Below are 17,030 nucleotides of genomic sequence, written 5' to 3'. Positions count from 1 at the left end.
GTCGAACAACAACACGCCCGCCGGCGCACCGTGCGGCGGGCCAAACCGCTGGCGCCATGTCTTCCACACCGTCGTCCGTTATCGTGCCCGGCCCCGCAGTCCCAGCCGAGGCACTCAAGAACCAGAGCCGGCTGCGCCTGGCCGCTACCTGGGCGCTGATCAAGCCCTACTGGAAATCCGATGACCGCAAGGCGGGCGTCGGCCTGCTGCTGTTGGTGGTGGCGCTGAACCTGGGCATCGTCTATATCAACGTGCTGCTCAACGAGTGGAACCGCGTGTTCTACAACGCCATCGAGCAGCGCGACTACGCGTCGTTCAAGCTGTTGCTGGTGCGGTTTTCCTGGATCGCCGCGGCCTTCATCGTGCTGGCCATCTCGCGCCAGTATTACCAGATGATGCTGCAGATGCGCTGGCGGACGTGGATGACCGGCACGTTCCTGCAGCGTTGGCTCGGCCACCAGGCGTACTACCGCATCGAGCAGACCCATGCCACCGACAACCCCGACCAGCGGCTGGCCGACGATCTGCGCCAGTTCACCGATGGCGCGTTGTCGCTGTCGATGGGCCTGCTCAATTCGGTCGTGACGCTGGTGTCGTTCATCGGCATTCTGTGGACCGTGTCCGGGCCGATCAGCCTGGCGCTGGGCGGCGTCGATCTGACTATTCCCGGCTACATGGTGTGGTTTGCCATTGCCTATGCGGTGGTTGGCTCGCTGATTGCCCACTTCGTGGGGCGTCCGCTGATCGGCCTGTCGTTCCAGCAGGAACAGTACGAGGCAAATTTCCGTTTCATGCTGGTCCGGCTGCGCGAAAACAGCGAGCCGGTGGCGCTGTATCGCGGCGAGCCGACGGAGGAAGCAGGGCTGCGCGCGCGGTTTGAACGCATCCGCGCCAACTGGAACCAGTTGATGCGCTATACGCGCCGCCTGACATTCGTGAATTCGGGCTATGGGCAGTTCGCGATCATCTTCCCGCTGCTGGTTGCCGCGCCGCGGTATTTCTCCGGCAAGCTCACGCTGGGCGGCCTTATGCAGATCAATTCGGCCTTCAGGGAGGTGCAAGGGGCGCTGTCGTGGTTCGTGGACAGTTACGCGACGCTGGTGGGATGGAAGGCGGCGGCCAACCGGTTGATCGATTTCCAGGAAGCCATTCGTGTGGCCGAACGCCAGGATCTGACACCCGAAGGCCCCGGCGACGTCGAGGTCGTGCCGGCCGCCGATCCGGCGCAAGGCGACGTGACGGTCAGCGGCCTGGCCCTGGCGCTGCCGGTGCGAGGCGGCACGGACGTGGACGCAGAAGGCGTCGACCCGCTCCATCATCCGGGAGTGCGGCCGTTGGTCGCGCCGTTCTCGCTGTCGATCGCCCCGGGCGAGCGCTGGCTCGTGAACGGGCCGTCGGGGTGCGGCAAGAGCGTGCTGTTCCGCGCGCTGGCGGGCATCTGGCCCTATGGCAGCGGGCGTATCACCGTGCCGCATCGGCGCATGCTGTTTCTGCCGCAGCGCAGCTACCTGCCGATCGGCACGCTTGCCGACGCGTTGTCGTATCCCGACGCCGGCAATGTTCATTCGCGCGAGACGATGGTCAACGTGTTACACCAGGCGCGGCTGGGCATGCTGGCGCGACACCTGGACGTGTTCGACAACTGGTCGCTGCGGCTGTCGCCCGGCGAACAGCAACGGCTGGCCTTTGCGCGCGCGCTGCTGCAGAAGCCCGATTTCCTCTTCCTCGACGAAGCCACCAGCGCGCTCGACGAGGACACCGAACGCGCGATGTACCAGCTGATGGTGCAGGCGCTGCCCGATGCGGCGATCGTCAGCATTGCGCACCGCAGCACCGTTGCGGCCTTCCATGACCGCAGGCTGCGCTACGTGCCGGTCGGCGATGGCGCGGACGAAAGCGGCGCGGGGCCGCGGGATGGGCAAGGCGAGGGCGGTGGAGTAAGCTATCGGGTCGTACAAGACGCGTGACGGCGACCGTTCTGCCCCCAGTCGCTCCCATGGCACAGAGCGGCGCGCGGACGGCGCCGCGCCCCTGATCATGGCTGGCCTGGAAAAAGACACCCCACACCCCACCGCGCTGACCGTCCACACGCAATCGCGCGTGCTGGAAATCGGCTTCGACAACGGCCGCGCCTGGCGCCTGCCGTTCGAGTTGCTGCGCGTATACTCGCCCTCCGCGGAAGTGCAGGGCCACGGCCCTGGCCAGGAGACGCTGCAGACCGGCAAGCGCGGCGTCGGCATCGCGGCGGTGGAACCGGTAGGCAACTACGCCATCCTGATTCGCTTCGACGACGGCCATGACACCGGCATCTACAGCTGGGAACTGCTGTACCGCCTGGGCGACCAGCAGGATGCGTTGTGGGCGGACTATCTGAAGCGGCTCGAAGTCGCCGGCCTGAACCGCGATGATCCGATGCCCGCCGCGGGCGGCCATGGTTGCGGTCATCACCACTAAATTCAGCCCTGGAGTTTGAGAATGAGCGAGACCCACTTCGGGTTCGAGAAAGTCGACGAAGCGGAAAAGGCCGGCAAGGTTGCCGGCGTATTCCATTCGGTGGCTGCCAAATACGATGTGATGAACGACCTGATGTCCGGCGGCATGCACCGGCTCTGGAAGATGTTCACTATTGCGCAGGCCAACGTGCGACCCGGCCAGAAGGTACTCGATATCGCCGGCGGCACCGGTGATTTGGCCAAGGCGTTCGCCCGGCAGGCGGGCCCGACCGGCGAGGTCTGGCTTACCGATATCAACGAGTCGATGCTGCGCGTGGGACGCGACCGCTTGCTGGACAAGGGCGTCGTGACACCGGTGGCGCTTTGCGACGCTGAAAAGATCCCGTTCCCGGACAACTATTTCGATCTGGTGACCGTGGCGTTCGGGCTCCGGAACATGACGCACAAGGACCGCGCGCTGGCCGAGATGCGCCGCGTGGTCAAGCCGGGCGGCAAGGTGATGGTGCTGGAATTCTCCAAAGTCTGGAAACCGCTCGAAAAAATCTACGACGTCTATTCTTTCAAGGTGCTGCCGTGGCTGGGCGAGCGCGTCGCCGGGGATGCCCCTAGCTATCGCTATCTGGCGGAATCGATCAGAATGCATCCGGACCAGGGTTCACTTGTACGCATAATGGAACAAGTTGGACTGGAAAAGGTCGAATACTTCAATCTGACGGGCGGAGTAGTGGCGCTCCACGTTGGAAGAAAGTATTAATTCGCCATGTTCGGCTAATAATGGCCGAAAATGACAGGGGATCGCAGATAATGTCTTCTTTTCGTGGAAAATTCCTGGCTATTGCGCTGATGGCGACAATTGCCCTCGGGGCGGCGGTCGACGCCAATGCGAAGCGCCTTGGCGGCTCGCGCAGCATCGGCAAGCAATCGTCGTCGGTGACGCAGCAGCGCCAGAGCGCGCCGCCGCAGCAGAACACCACGCCGGCCCAGCCGGCACAACAGGCCGCGCCTGCCGCGGCCGGTGCTGCGGGCACTGCCGCCGCGGCGGCGCCCAAGCGCAACTGGGGCGGCATGCTGGGCGGTCTGGCGGCCGGTCTGGGCCTTGGCTACCTGCTGTCGCACTTCGGTCTGGGTGGCGCAGCGGCCAGCTTCCTGGCCAACGTGATCATGATTGGCGTGATCGCCCTGATCGCACTGTGGCTCTACCGCAAGTTCCGTGGCGGTTCGGCCCGTTCGCAGACGCCCGCTTACGCCGGCATGGGTAACGGCAGCGCGTCGAACGCAGGCTATGGCGGCGCCAGCCGCCAGGCCGAGCCGACCTTGCGCCAGGCGGAAACCCCGGTCTTCAACGGGGCGGCATCCAATCCCGTGATGGGCGGGGCGGCTGCCGGTGCTGCGGCTTCCGTTGCGCAGCCATGGGGCGTTCCGGCCGATTTCGATACCGAAGCCTTCCTGCGCAACGCCAAGGTGCACTATGTTCGGCTGCAGGCCGCGTGGGACGCCGGCAATCTGGACGACATCCGCGAATTCACCACGCCCGAGATGTTCGCCGAGATCAAGATGGATCTGACCGAGCGCGGTGCGCAGCCCAACAAGACCGATGTCGTGACGCTCGATGCGCAATTGCTTGGCATCGAATCGACGCCGACGCAGCATATCGCCAGCGTGCGTTTCTCGGGCATGATCCGCGAGAACGCGGGCGAGGCCGCGCAGCCGTTCGGCGAGGTCTGGAACCTGGCCAAGTCGACGTCCGGGGACGGCGGCTGGCTGCTGGCCGGGATCCAGCAGGAATCCTGAAGCGGGCCCGTCCTGCCGCGACATGGATGACATGAAGCGGCGGGCGAGTAGCTTAGAATGGAGGCCCACGTGCGCGTGGGCCTTTTTTTGTTACCGGACGCCATGAACGCTTTGCCGACACCGCTGGCCGCGCCAATCGTCGCCGCACTGAATCACCTGATCGAACAGGAACCATGGGCCTGCAGCCTGCTGGCGCCGTTTGCGGGCCGGGTCGTCCGCTACGACGCGGCGGCATTTTCACTGTCGCTCAACGTGACCGCGCAGGGCGGTGTCGAGCAGGCGCCAGCGGGATCGGAAGCGGCCGTCACGTTGATCGTGCCGCTGCAGCAGTGGCCGCTGGTGGCAGCCGACGTGGCCGAAGGCGGTCAGGCCGCGGCCATGCGTCATGTGCGCATCGAAGGCGATGCCGAACTGGCCAACGTGGTGTCGACGCTGGCGCGCAACCTGCGTTGGGATGCCGCCGAAGACCTGTCGCGCGCGTTGCGCGGTGTGATGGGCGGCCCAGTCAGCGACAGCGTGGCGCAGCGCGTGGTCGAGGGCGCACGCCAGGTGCACGAAAGCGCCACGCGGGTGGGCCGCGCGCTGATCGACAACGTCACCGAATACCTGCTCGACGAGCAGCCGACGCTGGTGCGGCATGCCGCACTGGACGAATTCAGCAGCGATGTGGCGCGTCTGCGCGACGATCTGGCGCGGCTGGAAAAGCGGCTCGAACGCCTGGAGCGGTCGGCAAGCCAGACGCCGGGAGCGGGTTCCCCGGGGTCGCTGCCATCGGCCCACCGCTGAACGCCGGCCGATGATTGCCGCCATGTTGCTTTCCGTCGCCGCGTCGCGCGGCGTTGTCTTCTGAAGATCCCCGCATGACCCGCCTGCTGCGCCTCTGCAAGATTATTTTCATCGTTCTCTACTACGGGCTCGATGAACTCGTGCTGTCCGGTTTCAAGAGCCGGCGCATCAAGTTTCTGGTGCGCGTCATCACCATCGGCCGCAAGCTCGAATTGCCACGCGGCGAGCGTCTGCGCCTTGCCCTGACCGCGCTGGGGCCGATCTTCGTCAAGTTCGGCCAGGTGCTGTCGACGCGCCGCGACCTGATGCCTCCCGACATTGCCGACGAACTGGCCAAGCTGCAGGATCAGGTGCCGCCGTTCGATTCGGCCCTGGCGGTCCGGATCATCGAGAAGTCGCTGGGCAGGCCGCTCGATTACCTGTTTGACAACTTCGAGCACCAGCCGGTGGCCAGCGCGTCGATCGCACAGGTGCACTTTGCCACGCTGCGCGGCGGGCCCAACCACGGCCGCGAGGTGGCCGTGAAGGTGCTGCGGCCCGGCATGCTGCCGATCATCGACAGCGATCTGGCGCTGATGCGCGACATGGCCACGTGGCTGGAGCGCGTCTGGGTCGACGGCCGCCGGCTGAAGCCGCGCGAGGTGGTGGCCGAGTTCGACAAGTACCTGCATGACGAACTCGACCTGATGATCGAGGCAGCCAACGCCAGCCAGCTGCGCCGCAACTTTGCCGACAGCAACCTGCTGTGCGTGCCGGAGGTGTTCTGGGACTGGTGCACGAGCAGCGTGTTCACGATGGAGCGGATGCACGGCATCCCGATTTCCCGTACCGAATCGCTGAAGGCGGCTGGCGTCGACATGCACAAGCTGGCCGAGGAGGGCGTGGAAATCTTCTTCACGCAGGTGTTCCGCGACGGCTTTTTCCACGCCGACATGCACCCGGGCAACATCCTCGTGTCGGTGCAGCCGGAGACGTTCGGGCGCTATATCGCGCTCGATTTCGGCATCGTCGGCGCGCTGTCGGAATTCGACAAGAACTACCTGGCGCAGAATTTCATCGCATTCTTCCGGCGCGACTATCACCGCGTGGCGCTGCTGCATGTGGAATCAGGCTGGGTGCCGCCCGAGACGCGTGTCGAGGAACTGGAATCGGCCGTGCGCGCGTGCTGCGAACCCTATTTCGACAAGCCGCTGCGCGAAATTTCGCTGGGCATGGTGCTGATGCGCCTGTTCCAGACGTCGCGCCGCTTCAATGTGGAAATCCAGCCGCAACTGGTGCTGTTGCAGAAGACGCTGCTCAATATCGAAGGACTGGGACGCCAGCTCGATCCCGATCTCGATCTCTGGAAAACCGCCAAGCCGTTCCTGGAACGCTGGATGTACGAACAGGTGGGTTGGCAGGGCGCGTGGGAGCGGATCAAGGTCGAGGCGCCGCAATGGGCCAAGATGCTGCCCGATTTTCCGCGGCTGGCGCATCAGTTCCTGGAGCGCCGCGCGCTGCAGAACAACGCCGAGCAGGAGCGCCTGCTGGCGCTGCTGGTGCTCGAGCAGCGCCGCACCAATCGCCGGCTGTCCACCGCGCTGCTGCTGGTCGGGGGCTTCCTGGCCGGCATCGTGATCGTGCAAGCGCTGGCCTGGGCGGGTTACTGGTAAGCGCTGCGCCGCGCCGATGCGCCCGATGCCGCACCGACGCGGCGCCACTGTGGGGAATTGACCGCGCCGGCGGGAATTTTTTCCTCCCGCACGGGTCTGCGTCGCTATAATCCGCGGTTTGATTCGGCTACGACCGCTTATGCCCGCCCGGGCGCCCGCGGCCCCGACCGATGAATTGGACTCCGGCCGGAGTCATCCTGGGCAAGCGCCAGGGCCCCGGCCGGCATTCGGTTTTTCGCCACCAGGGCATTTCTGGCTATTTGGGATGGGGCAGCGGCATGCTGATCTGGTTTGTCATCGTCTATTGGATTATCTCGGTCGGCATCGGCCTGTGGGCGGCACTGCGCGTCAAGGGCACCGCCGACTTCGCCGTCGCGGGCCGCAGCCTGCCGTTCTATATCGTCACCGCCACGGTGTTCGCCACCTGGTTCGGCTCCGAGACGGTGCTGGGCATTCCCGCCGTGTTCCTCAAGGAAGGGCTTTCGGGCGTGGTGTCCGATCCCTTCGGCTCATCGTTGTGCCTGATCCTGGTAGGTCTGTTCTTCGCCCGGCCGCTGTACCGGATGAACCTGCTCACCATCGGCGACTACTACCATAACCGCTACGGGCGACTGGCCGAAGTGCTGACCACGCTGTGCATCGTGGTGTCGTATCTGGGCTGGGTGGCCGCGCAGATCAAGGCGCTTGGCCTGGTGTTCTACACGGTGTCCGACGGCGCGCTGTCGCAGGACGCGGGCATGATGATCGGGGCGGCCAGCGTGCTGGTCTACACGTTGTTCGGCGGCATGTGGTCGGTGGCCGTGACCGATTTCATCCAGATGATCATCATCGTGGTCGGCATGCTCTACATCGGCTACGAGGTCAGCGGCCAGGCCGGCGGCGTCGCCGCGGTGGTGTCCCACGCTGCCGCGGCCGGCAAGTTCGAATTCCTGCCTTCGCTCGATCTGGTGCAGATCATCGGGTTTGCAGCGGCACTGTTCACGATGATGCTCGGGTCGATTCCGCAGCAGGACGTATTCCAGCGCGTGACATCGTCCAAGACGGAGAAAATCGCCGGGCGCGCATCGGTGCTGGGCGGCGTGCTGTATTTCTTCTTCGCCTTCATTCCGATGTTCCTGGCCTATTCGGCCACGCTGATCGACCCAGGCATGGTCGAGAAATACATCAACGCCGATTCGCAACTGATCCTGCCGAAACTGATCCTGACCCACGCACCGATGTTCGCGCAGGTAATGTTCTTCGGTGCGCTGCTTTCGGCGATCAAGAGTTGCGCTTCGGCGACGTTGCTGGCGCCGTCGGTGACCTTCGCCGAAAACATCATGCGGCCGTATTTCCGCCATCTCAGCGACAAGCAGTTCCTGCGCGTGATGCAGGCGGTGGTGCTGGTCTTCACGACCCTGGTCACGTTGTTCGCGCTCAATTCGCACCTGTCGATTTTCCATATGGTGGAAAACGCCTACAAGGTGACGCTGGTGTCGTCGTTCGTGCCGCTGGCCTTCGGTCTGTTCTGGAAGCCCGCCACGCGGCAAGGCGGGCTGCTGGCGATTCTGCTCGGCCTGGTATCGTGGTTGACCTGCGAGGTGGCCTTTGCCGATGCCGCGATGCCCCCTCAAATGGTTGGCCTGCTGTTTTCGATTTCAGGCATGATCTTCGGGTCGCTGCTCCCGCAATGGATCAGCGATCGGCCGTCGGTCCGGGAAGTGCACATCGCTTAACTTTTCATGCGGGAACGCCGTGCCGGGCGGGTCCAGCGCGACGCGGCGATGTGTCGACGACGTTTGCGACCGCGATTGGCCGCTATTCGTGACGGCCTGTCGAACTCCGACGGTTTATAATCCAAAGCTTTGCATCGCCGCACGCCCTCTTGTTGCGACATTGGCCCGCCCCGTTTGGCTGCCTTGTCAAAACCGCGTGGCGCCGCCATTTATCCGCTTTACGTTCCTGAATCCCGCGAAAAAACCATCATGCCGATCTATGCCTACCGTTGCGACGCCTGTGGCCACGGGCGCGATGTGCTGCAGAAGATGAGCGATTCCCCGCTCACGGACTGCCCATCCTGCGGCGCCGCCGGCACCTTCAAGAAGCAGCTCACCGCCGCCGGCTTCCAGCTCAAGGGCTCGGGCTGGTATGTGACGGACTTCCGTGGCGGCAGCGGCGGCGCGACCGGCGCCGCGGCCACGTCCGCTGCGCCGGCCTCCGGCGCATCGGGCGCATCGGGCGACTCGTCGGGTTCGACGGGCTCGAGCGCCAGCGCTTCGGCCGCGCCGGCAGCTGGCGGTAACGCCGGCTCCAGCGCCAGCCACTGATCGTCAGGCGCGCCGTGGCCACCAACAAGACTTCCGCTCTCAAGACCTGGTTCCTGACCGGGCTGCTCGTGCTGGTGCCGCTGGGCATCACGCTATGGGTGCTCAACCTGATCATCGGCACGATGGATCAGAGCATGGCGCTGCTGCCGCTGGCGTGGCAGCCCGAGAACCTGTTCGGGCGGCGCATTCCCGGCCTGGGCGCGATTCTGACGCTGCTGTTCATCCTGCTGGTGGGCGTGCTGGCCCACAACTTCATCGGCCAGCGCCTGGTGCGCTGGTGGGAGGCGCTGCTGGGCCACATCCCCGTTGTCGGTCCGATCTACACCAGCGTGAAGCAGGTTTCGGACACGCTGCTGTCCTCGTCCGGCAACGCGTTTCGCAAGGCGCTGCTGGTGCAGTATCCGCGCGAAGGATCGTGGACGATTGCGTTTCTGACCGGGCGCCCGGGCGGAGACGTGCAGAATCACCTCCAGGGCGAATACGTCAGCGTCTATGTGCCGACCACGCCCAATCCGACTTCGGGCTTCTTCCTGATGATGCCCAAGGCCGACACCATCGAGCTGGACATGACCGTCGACGCGGCGCTGAAGTACATCGTGTCGATGGGCGTGGTGGCCCCCGCCGACCTGCCACGCAAGCATGGCGCGCAGCCCGCGACGGCCGGCGCGCTGGCGATCGGCGCCGATGACGACGAGATCGTCGACACCCATACCAATTGATTGCGCGCGGCCGCGCCTTGCGGCCTCGCTTTACAGGGAATTCCTCCTATGTCCTCCATGCGTACTCACTACTGCGGTCTGGTGACCGAACAACTGATCGGCCAGGAAGTGGCCCTGACCGGCTGGGTGCAGCGCCGCCGCGACCACGGCGGCGTGATTTTCGTCGACCTGCGCGATCGCGAGGGCCTGGTGCAGGTGGTGTGCGATCCGGATCGTCCGGAAATGTTCAAGGCCGCCGAAGAGATCCGCAATGAGTTCTGCATCCGCGTGGTCGGCAAGGTCCGCCCGCGTCCGGCCGGCACCGAAAACAGCAACCTGACCTCGGGCAAGATCGAGGTGCTGTGCCACGAGCTGACCGTGCTGAACCCGTCGGTCACGCCGCCGTTCCAGCTCGACGACGACAACCTGTCGGAAACCACGCGTCTCACGCATCGCGTGCTCGACCTGCGCCGCCCGCAGATGCAGTACAACCTGCGCCTGCGCTACAAGGTGGCGATGGAAGTGCGCAAGTACCTGGATGCACAGGGCTTCATCGACATCGAAACGCCGATGCTGGGCAAGAGCACGCCCGAAGGCGCGCGCGACTATCTCGTTCCGTCGCGTGTGAATCCGGGCCACTTCTTCGCGCTGCCGCAGTCGCCGCAGATCTTCAAGCAGATGCTGATGGTGTCCGGTTTCGACCGTTACTACCAGATCACCAAGTGCTTCCGCGACGAAGACCTGCGCGCCGATCGCCAGCCCGAATTCACGCAGATCGACTGCGAAACGTCGTTCCTGACCGAACAGGAAATCCGTGACCTGTTCGAGGACATGATGCGCACCGTGTTCAAGAACGCCATCGATGTGGACCTCGACGCCAAGTTCCCGGTGATGGAGTTCCGCGAGGCCATGGCGCGCTTCGGTTCGGACAAGCCCGACCTGCGCGTGAAGCTGGAATTCACCGAGCTGACCGACGTGATGAAGGACGTCGACTTCAAGGTGTTCTCGGGTCCGGCCAACAGCGACAACGGTCGCGTGGTCGGCCTGCGCGTGCCCGGCGGCGGCGCCATCTCGCGCGGCGAGATCGATGCGTACACGCAGTTCGTCGCCATCTACGGCGCGAAGGGTCTGGCGTGGATCAAGGTCAACGAAGTGGCCAAGGGCCGCGACGGCCTGCAGTCGCCGATCGTGAAGAACCTGCACGACGCCGCGATTGCCGAGATCCTGAAGCGCACGCAAGCCCAGGACGGCGACATCATTTTCTTTGGCGCGGACAAGGCAAAGATCGTCAACGACGCCATCGGCGCGCTGCGCCTGAAGATCGGCCATTCGGAATTCGGCAAGAGCACGGGCCTGTTCGAGGACACCTGGAAGCCGCTGTGGGTGATCGACTTCCCGATGTTCGAGTACGACGAGGACGACGCTCGCTGGGTGGCCATGCATCACCCGTTCACCAGCCCGAAGGACGAGCATCTGCAATATCTGGAAACCGATCCGGGCAAGTGCATCGCCAAGGCCTACGACATGGTGCTCAACGGCTGGGAAATGGGCGGCGGCTCGGTGCGGATCTACCGCGAGGACGTGCAGAGCAAGGTGTTCCGCGCGCTGAAGATCAACGACGAGGAAGCGCGCGCCAAGTTCGGCTACCTGCTCGACGCGCTGCAGTATGGCGCGCCGCCGCACGGCGGCCTGGCTTTCGGCCTGGACCGTATCGTGACGATGATGGCCGGCGCCGATTCGATTCGTGACGTGATCGCCTTCCCGAAGACGCAACGCGCGCAGGATCTGCTGACGCAGGCGCCGAGCACGGTCGACGAGAAGCAACTGCGCGAGCTGCATATCCGCCTGCGCGCGCAGGAGCCGAAAACCACGGCCTGATCGCCTCGACCGATCATTTCGACCGCAAGCAGGAAAGCCGCGCCAGTGCGCGGCTTTTTTGTTTTGGTCGCAAGGATGCGTTTCTATTTGTTACCAGCCGGAACGAAGCGCTGGCCGGCAAGGTCTTCCTGCCTGATGCGCGATGTGAACCCCGAGGACATCCGAAGGGCGATCGCGACGAGGGAGGATAAGACCAATGAACTTCGAGCTCGATACCGAATTGATCCGCACCTTTGTGCTGGCCCATGCGGAAACCATTCTGACCTGGCTGGTGGCCGGTCTGGTGATGATGATGCTGGCGCGCTTCGAACTGCGCCGCGCGGTGCGCAAGTCCGCGAAGGCGATGTCCGAATCGGTCGCCACCACGGTGGCCGCGTGCGTGCCCGATGTCGCCCATGCGGTGCAGAACGCGTCGCCGCTGTATGCCGACGGTTCGCAGGGCGCCACGTCGATGGCCGCACAGCGTGCCGAGGCGCTGCGCAAGCTGGCGCTCGATACGGTGGCCACGGTTATGGCGCGGGGCCGCTGGCTCGAAGACGTCGGCAATCTGCGGCTGCCCGAGGATGCGTTGCTGTCCGGGCGCCGCGCCGGCGGGGCCGATCCGCTGCTGGTCGTTGCGCCGCAGCCGGTGGTGCAGGCCTACCTGAGCGCCCAGCGCACGTTCGACGACGAGGCGTCGCGGCTGCAGACCCATCGCCGCGAGGCCTTGCGCCTGCAGGAGGCGTTGCAGGCGTTGAACACCGAGGTGGCGCATGTCGAACAGGAAACCGCCAGCATCGTGATGCGTTTCGAGCAGGTCAACGCGCAGGCCGCGCAAGGCGTGGAGGCCGGCGACTACCAGCGCTTCCTGATCCAGAAATACAACCAGCTGGGCATTCGCGAAAAGGAGATCGCACACGAGCGCGCCGAACTGGCGGCGCAGGTGCGCGAAAGCACCGATGCGCTGGCCGAGCACGCGCATGTGGCGTCCCGACGATATACCGAGGCGCTGGCACCGCTGATGCAGCAGCTGCGTGCCGCGTGGGGACACGGCGATTCGCCCGAGGTGTTCGACACCTGGCTGCGCAATGCCCCGGCGTCGGCCCAGGCCGAGCCGTCCGGCAGCCACTATTTGCCGCCCAAGCAACCCGGCACGCACACACTGGCATGAGGCGGTGGCTGCGCGCCGCCTGATTCCGCATTGCGGTAAATCGGCCCGGCGCGCGCCAGCGGCGCCCCGCTGCGCTATGCTTGGGTCTGTCCATTCCCACGCCCCCATGCGCTACAAGATTCCAGAATCGGTGCTGGTTGTGATCCACACACCAGACCTGCAAGTCCTGTTGATCGAACGAGCCGACCGGCCCGGCTACTGGCAGTCGGTCACCGGCAGTCTCGACGCCGAGGATGAACCGCTGGCGGTCACCGCGGCGCGCGAGGTGGCCGAGGAAACCGGCATTGTTGCCAGCCGCTTTGCGCTGACCGACTGGCGGCACACGATCGACTACGAAATCTATCCCCAGTGGCGTCACCGTTACGCGCCCGGCGTCATCCGCAATACCGAACACTGGTTCGGGTTGTGTGTGCCGGAGCCGCTGCCGGTCACGCTGGCACCGCGCGAACATTTGCACTTCGAATGGCTGCCCTGGCAGGCTGCCGCCGAGCGCTGCTTTTCAGCGAGCAATGCCGAAGCCGTGCGACAGCTGGTATGGCGCACGGCTGCGCGGCAGGCTGTGACTGCGGGAGTCGCGCAATGAAGCTGCGCGTGGTGACCTACAACATTCACAAGGGCGTCAAGGGCTTCACAGGAAAGCCGCGTATCCAGAGCGTGCGCACCGGGCTGCAGGCGATGAACGCGGATATCGTCTTCCTGCAGGAAGTGCAGGATCGCAATGACCGCCTGATTGCCGCCGAATTGTTCGATCCGGACCACACCCAGCTCAACTATCTGGCGACCGACGCCTATCCGCACTCGGTCTACGGGCGCAACGCGGTCTATGAGCACGGGCATCACGGCAACGCGATACTGTCGCGCCATCCGATCGTGATGTCGGAAAACCTCGACATCTCCGATCATCGCTTCGAACAGCGCGGGCTATTGCACGCGGTGGCCGATATCCATGGCGTGGAAGCGCACTTGATCTGCGTGCACTTCGGTCTGTTCGCGCGCAGCCGCGTGCGTCAGGCCAGCGCGCTGGTCGATCGCGTGCGCGCCGTGGTGCCGGCCGATGCGCCGCTGGTGATCGCCGGGGATTTCAACGACTGGAACCACAAACTCGACGCGCGCATCTGCAACACGCTCGGCGCGGTGGAATCGGCGCATGCGCGCAACGGGCGCATTCATACTTTTCCGAGCCACATGCCGTGGTGGCAGCTCGACCGCATCTACGTGCGCGGCTTCGAGATCGAACGCTCGCAGGCGCTGACCGGGCGCGAATGGGCCGAGCGCTCCGATCACGTGCCGCTGATGGCCGAACTGGCGCATCGCGTGGCCATTCCCGAGGCCTGAGACTGGCTGCGCAGGTCAGTGGGACGCCAGGTAGTCGCGAATCCACGCGTAGATCGACTCGATATCGGCCAGGTCCAGCACCGGCAGCGCCGTCTGGCCGGCCACCTCGGCCACCGCGTCGCTGGCCACCGCCACCACGCCCGGCACTTCGGGCCACAGCGGGCCCTTGCCATGGGCCGGGCGATAGATCTCCAACTTCGGAAAATCGCTCCACTTGTAGCCTTCCACCACCACCAGATCGGTGTCGGGCGGCAGCACCGCCAACGCGTCAACGAGTTCCGGCGACTGCGCATGTTCCGGATAGTGTCGCATCAGCGTGAGATGGCGCGCGCCCACCAGCACCACGTTTTCGCAACCGCCTTGCCGCATGCGCCAGGAATCCTTGCCGGGGGTGTCGGGATCGAAGCCATGGTGGGTGTGCTTGATGCCGGCCACGCGCATGCCGGTGGCCACAAAGCGGGGAATCAGCTGGTCCAGCAGCGTGGTCTTGCCGCTTCCCGATGAACCGGTGATGCCGAATACCTTCACAATGCTATCCCTGTTGGGCGTCAGAATGCGCTGACGATAGCAGAGTTGGTCCGGGCGATGTGCACAAGCCGCCCGTTGGCCGATAATCGAGTCCATGTCACGCCCCTACGACCGCGCAGAAGATCGTCCGCCCAATCCGCCCGACGTCGCGGCGGCGCCCGACCCGGCCGCCGGCCACGCCCGGACCGCATGGCCGCAGGGCGCCGGCGCCCAGGCAAAGGCGCGCCTGATGCGTTGGGTGCGGCGCCGCGGCAGCCCGGTGCCCGGCAACCGCGTCGATCTGCTGCGCAACGGCCAGGAGTTCTTCCCCGCGCTGATCGAGGCGATCGACAGTGCGCAGGTCCATGTCGTCGTCGAGACGTACATCTACGCCGACGACGCCGTCGGCGCGCGCGTGAGCGATGCGCTGATTGCGGCGGCGCAGCGCGGCGTCGACGTGCGGCTGGTGATCGACGGATTCGGCGCGGGCGATATCCCCGTCGCACTCGTGGAGCGCCTGCGCGCGGGCGGCGTGCAGCTGGAAATCTATCGGCCGCTGCGCGGCTTCAAGCTGGCGCGCCGGCATCTGCGCCGCCTGCACCGCAAGATTGCGGTGATCGATGGCAAAGTGGCCTTCGTCGGCGGCATCAACATCATCGACGATCACAACCACGGCCCGGTCGAGCTGCCCGAACTGGGCCCGCGCTACGATTTCGCGGTGCGCGTGCGCGGCCCGCTGGTGGCGCAGATTGCCTTGGCGTCGGCGCGGCTGTGGTTTCGCATTGCCCAGCGGCGCAGCCTGAGCGAGACGGCCACGGCCTTTGCCGAGGTGGAAACGCTGACCCGCGCCGCGCGTCAGGCGCGCAACGATATCCATGCCGACGGGGTGCCCGCCGCCTTGCTGCTGCGCGACAACCTGCGCAATCGCCGCACCATCGAACGCGAATACCTGTACGCGCTGGGCGCCGCGCGCAGCGACGTGATCCTGGCCAACGCGTATTTCCTGCCCGGACACAAGATGCGCCGCGCGCTGCTGGCCTGCCGCGAGCGCGGCGTGCGCGTGCGGCTGCTGCTGCAGGGGATGGTCGAGTACAAGCTCCAGCATTACGCCACCCATGCGCTCTATGCGCGCCTGCTGGAAGCCGGCGTCGAGATCTTCGAGTACGAAGCGAGCTTCCTGCATGCGAAGGTGGCGGTGGTGGACGACACGTGGGCGACCGTTGGCTCCAGCAACATGGATCCGTTCAGTCTGCTGCTGGCGCGCGAGGCCAATGTGGCGGTCTACGATGCGACCTTCGCCAATACGCTGCGCGCGCGCCTGGAACGCGCGATGGATCAGCGCAGCGCCCGCGTGATTCCGGAAGTCCACGCAAAGCTGCCGCGTTTGCGCCGTTTTGCCAATTGGGCCGCGTACTACGTGTTGCGTATGGGCGTCGTGATCGCGGGCGTGACCGGCCGCTACTGAACGCGCCGGAGGAGGCCACGGTAAGATGCTGGCCGGCCGGCGCTGCGACGCCGCACCAGACCCGCGCGAACCAGCGCGCAGGGCGCGATTTCACGCGGTTTTTAAGCCGATGCTGCATTGCGCCGCAAACGGGCCGTGCCGCGCCGCCCGTTTAGAAACACGGGTCTAATTAAAAGCTTGATGCAGATCGGCCCCGCCAGAATAATCTGAACGACCGTTCTTTTTTGGCTTAGACTTCGTGCATTTACGATGGCTTTTTGCTGTCGAATGTGCCTGCCGAAAGCAGCGTCAGGCCAGCAAACGCCCCTGTTTCGGGGGCGCAAGGAACGGAGAGAAAACCATGCGACACCAGTCAGTCCGTCTTGAATCCGCCGCCGCACCTACGCCCTTGCGCAAGGGCGAGATGACGCGCGTGGCGATTCTCGATGCCGCACTGGAACTGTCGTCCCGCGACGGGCTTGAAGGGCTGACCATCGGCCTGCTCGCGGAACGCATGCAGATGAGCAAGAGCGGCGTGTTCGCGCATTTTGGTTCGCGCGAAGACCTGCAGGTGGAAGTGGTGCGCGAGTATCACCGCCGGTTCGAGCAGGAGGTGTTCTACCCCTCGCTGCAGGAGCCGCGCGGTCTGCCTCGCCTGTGGTCGATGGTGCGGCGCTGGATGGAAAAGCGCATCCAGGAAGTGACCACCGGCTGCATCTACATCAGCGGGGCGGTCGAGTACGACGATCGCGCGGAAAGCCCGGTACGTGACGAACTCGTCAAGAGCGTGACGATCTGGCGGGCCGCGCTGATGCGTGCCATCGACCAGGCAAAGGAAGAGGGGCACCTGCGCGCGGATTGCGATCCGCGCCTGATGCTGTTCGAAATGTACAGCCTTGAACTAGGCTTGCATCACGACGCCCGTTTCTTGCGCCTGCCGGACAGTGCCGAGCTTGCCATGGTCGCGCTCAACAAACTGATTCAGTCTTACCGTACCTGAGCCGTCCGGCAACGGCCGCACCATGCCCCG

General features: G+C 65.1%; 16 protein-coding genes. 15 read left to right on the top strand and 1 reads right to left on the bottom strand.

The features are described from left to right. Positions 1 to 56 precede the first annotated feature (56 nt). From AC1RKI_RS01660 to AC1RKI_RS01600, 13 genes are all read left to right on the top strand, one after another. Positions 57 to 1,967 (top strand): ABC transporter ATP-binding protein/permease, encoded by a 1,911-nt coding sequence (locus AC1RKI_RS01660; RefSeq protein ID WP_492794082.1) that lies wholly within the window; start codon positions 57 to 59, stop codon positions 1,965 to 1,967. Positions 1,968 to 2,037: 70 nt separating this feature from the next. After that, positions 2,038 to 2,454: a gamma-butyrobetaine hydroxylase family protein gene (locus tag AC1RKI_RS01655; protein ID WP_150980118.1), complete on the top strand. Its 417-nt coding sequence runs from the start codon at positions 2,038 to 2,040 to the stop codon at positions 2,452 to 2,454. Between the two features lie 21 nt (positions 2,455 to 2,475). Then, positions 2,476 to 3,207 (top strand): bifunctional demethylmenaquinone methyltransferase/2-methoxy-6-polyprenyl-1,4-benzoquinol methylase UbiE, encoded by a 732-nt coding sequence (ubiE, locus tag AC1RKI_RS01650; protein WP_061958646.1) that lies wholly within the window; start codon positions 2,476 to 2,478, stop codon positions 3,205 to 3,207. A gap of 50 nt (positions 3,208 to 3,257) precedes the next feature. Further along, complete coding sequence (locus tag AC1RKI_RS01645) at positions 3,258 to 4,244, top strand: Tim44 domain-containing protein (RefSeq protein ID WP_492794084.1); 987 nt, start codon at positions 3,258 to 3,260, stop codon at positions 4,242 to 4,244. Between the two features lie 102 nt (positions 4,245 to 4,346). Then, complete coding sequence (locus tag AC1RKI_RS01640; RefSeq protein ID WP_061958645.1) at positions 4,347 to 5,030, top strand: ubiquinone biosynthesis accessory factor UbiJ; 684 nt, start codon at positions 4,347 to 4,349, stop codon at positions 5,028 to 5,030. 74 nt (positions 5,031 to 5,104) lie between these two features. Further along, the gene (gene ubiB, locus AC1RKI_RS01635) at positions 5,105 to 6,682 is read left to right on the top strand and encodes a ubiquinone biosynthesis regulatory protein kinase UbiB (RefSeq protein ID WP_061958644.1); all 1,578 of its coding nucleotides are present in this window, start codon (positions 5,105 to 5,107) and stop codon (positions 6,680 to 6,682) included. Between the two features lie 278 nt (positions 6,683 to 6,960). Next, the gene (locus AC1RKI_RS01630; protein ID WP_061958673.1) at positions 6,961 to 8,397 is read left to right on the top strand and encodes a high affinity choline transporter 1; all 1,437 of its coding nucleotides are present in this window, start codon (positions 6,961 to 6,963) and stop codon (positions 8,395 to 8,397) included. Between the two features lie 249 nt (positions 8,398 to 8,646). Continuing rightward, a complete protein-coding gene (locus AC1RKI_RS01625; RefSeq protein WP_150980114.1) occupies positions 8,647 to 8,988 on the top strand; it encodes an FmdB family zinc ribbon protein in 342 nt (113 codons plus the stop codon). A gap of 14 nt (positions 8,989 to 9,002) precedes the next feature. Further along, positions 9,003 to 9,707 (top strand): DUF502 domain-containing protein, encoded by a 705-nt coding sequence (locus AC1RKI_RS01620; protein ID WP_061958643.1) that lies wholly within the window; start codon positions 9,003 to 9,005, stop codon positions 9,705 to 9,707. A gap of 48 nt (positions 9,708 to 9,755) precedes the next feature. After that, on the top strand, positions 9,756 to 11,564 hold the full coding sequence (gene aspS, locus AC1RKI_RS01615) for an aspartate--tRNA ligase (RefSeq protein WP_061958642.1): 1,809 nt from the start codon (positions 9,756 to 9,758) through the stop codon (positions 11,562 to 11,564). 196 nt (positions 11,565 to 11,760) lie between these two features. Further along, positions 11,761 to 12,714, top strand: a complete 954-nt coding sequence (locus AC1RKI_RS01610; RefSeq protein ID WP_490713997.1) for a hypothetical protein — start codon at positions 11,761 to 11,763, stop codon at positions 12,712 to 12,714. A 106-nt stretch (positions 12,715 to 12,820) separates the two neighbouring features. Next, positions 12,821 to 13,297, top strand: coding sequence for a dihydroneopterin triphosphate diphosphatase (gene nudB / locus AC1RKI_RS01605; protein WP_492794087.1), 477 nt, complete (start codon positions 12,821 to 12,823; stop codon positions 13,295 to 13,297). Continuing rightward, complete coding sequence (locus AC1RKI_RS01600; RefSeq protein WP_061958639.1) at positions 13,294 to 14,049, top strand: endonuclease/exonuclease/phosphatase family protein; 756 nt, start codon at positions 13,294 to 13,296, stop codon at positions 14,047 to 14,049. Before nudB ends, AC1RKI_RS01600 begins: the two co-directional genes overlap by 4 nt. 15 nt (positions 14,050 to 14,064) lie before the next feature. Here AC1RKI_RS01600 and mobB read toward each other — a convergent pair whose 3' ends face one another. After that, on the bottom strand, positions 14,065 to 14,577 hold the full coding sequence (gene mobB / locus AC1RKI_RS01595) for a molybdopterin-guanine dinucleotide biosynthesis protein B (protein ID WP_492794089.1): 513 nt from the start codon (positions 14,575 to 14,577) through the stop codon (positions 14,065 to 14,067). A gap of 94 nt (positions 14,578 to 14,671) precedes the next feature. Here mobB and clsB point away from each other — a divergent pair, with 94 nt between their 5' ends. Next, positions 14,672 to 16,021: a cardiolipin synthase ClsB gene (gene clsB, locus AC1RKI_RS01590; protein ID WP_492794091.1), complete on the top strand. Its 1,350-nt coding sequence runs from the start codon at positions 14,672 to 14,674 to the stop codon at positions 16,019 to 16,021. Positions 16,022 to 16,409: 388 nt separating this feature from the next. Further along, positions 16,410 to 17,000: a TetR/AcrR family transcriptional regulator gene (locus AC1RKI_RS01585; protein WP_008645958.1), complete on the top strand. Its 591-nt coding sequence runs from the start codon at positions 16,410 to 16,412 to the stop codon at positions 16,998 to 17,000. Positions 17,001 to 17,030: the final 30 nt, after the last annotated feature.

The sequence above is a fragment of the Cupriavidus sp. GW822-FHT06G04 genome, assembly GCF_058799075.1.
The sequence above is the reverse complement of the archived record's forward strand: the minus strand, read 5'-3'. Positions and strand labels throughout refer to the sequence as shown.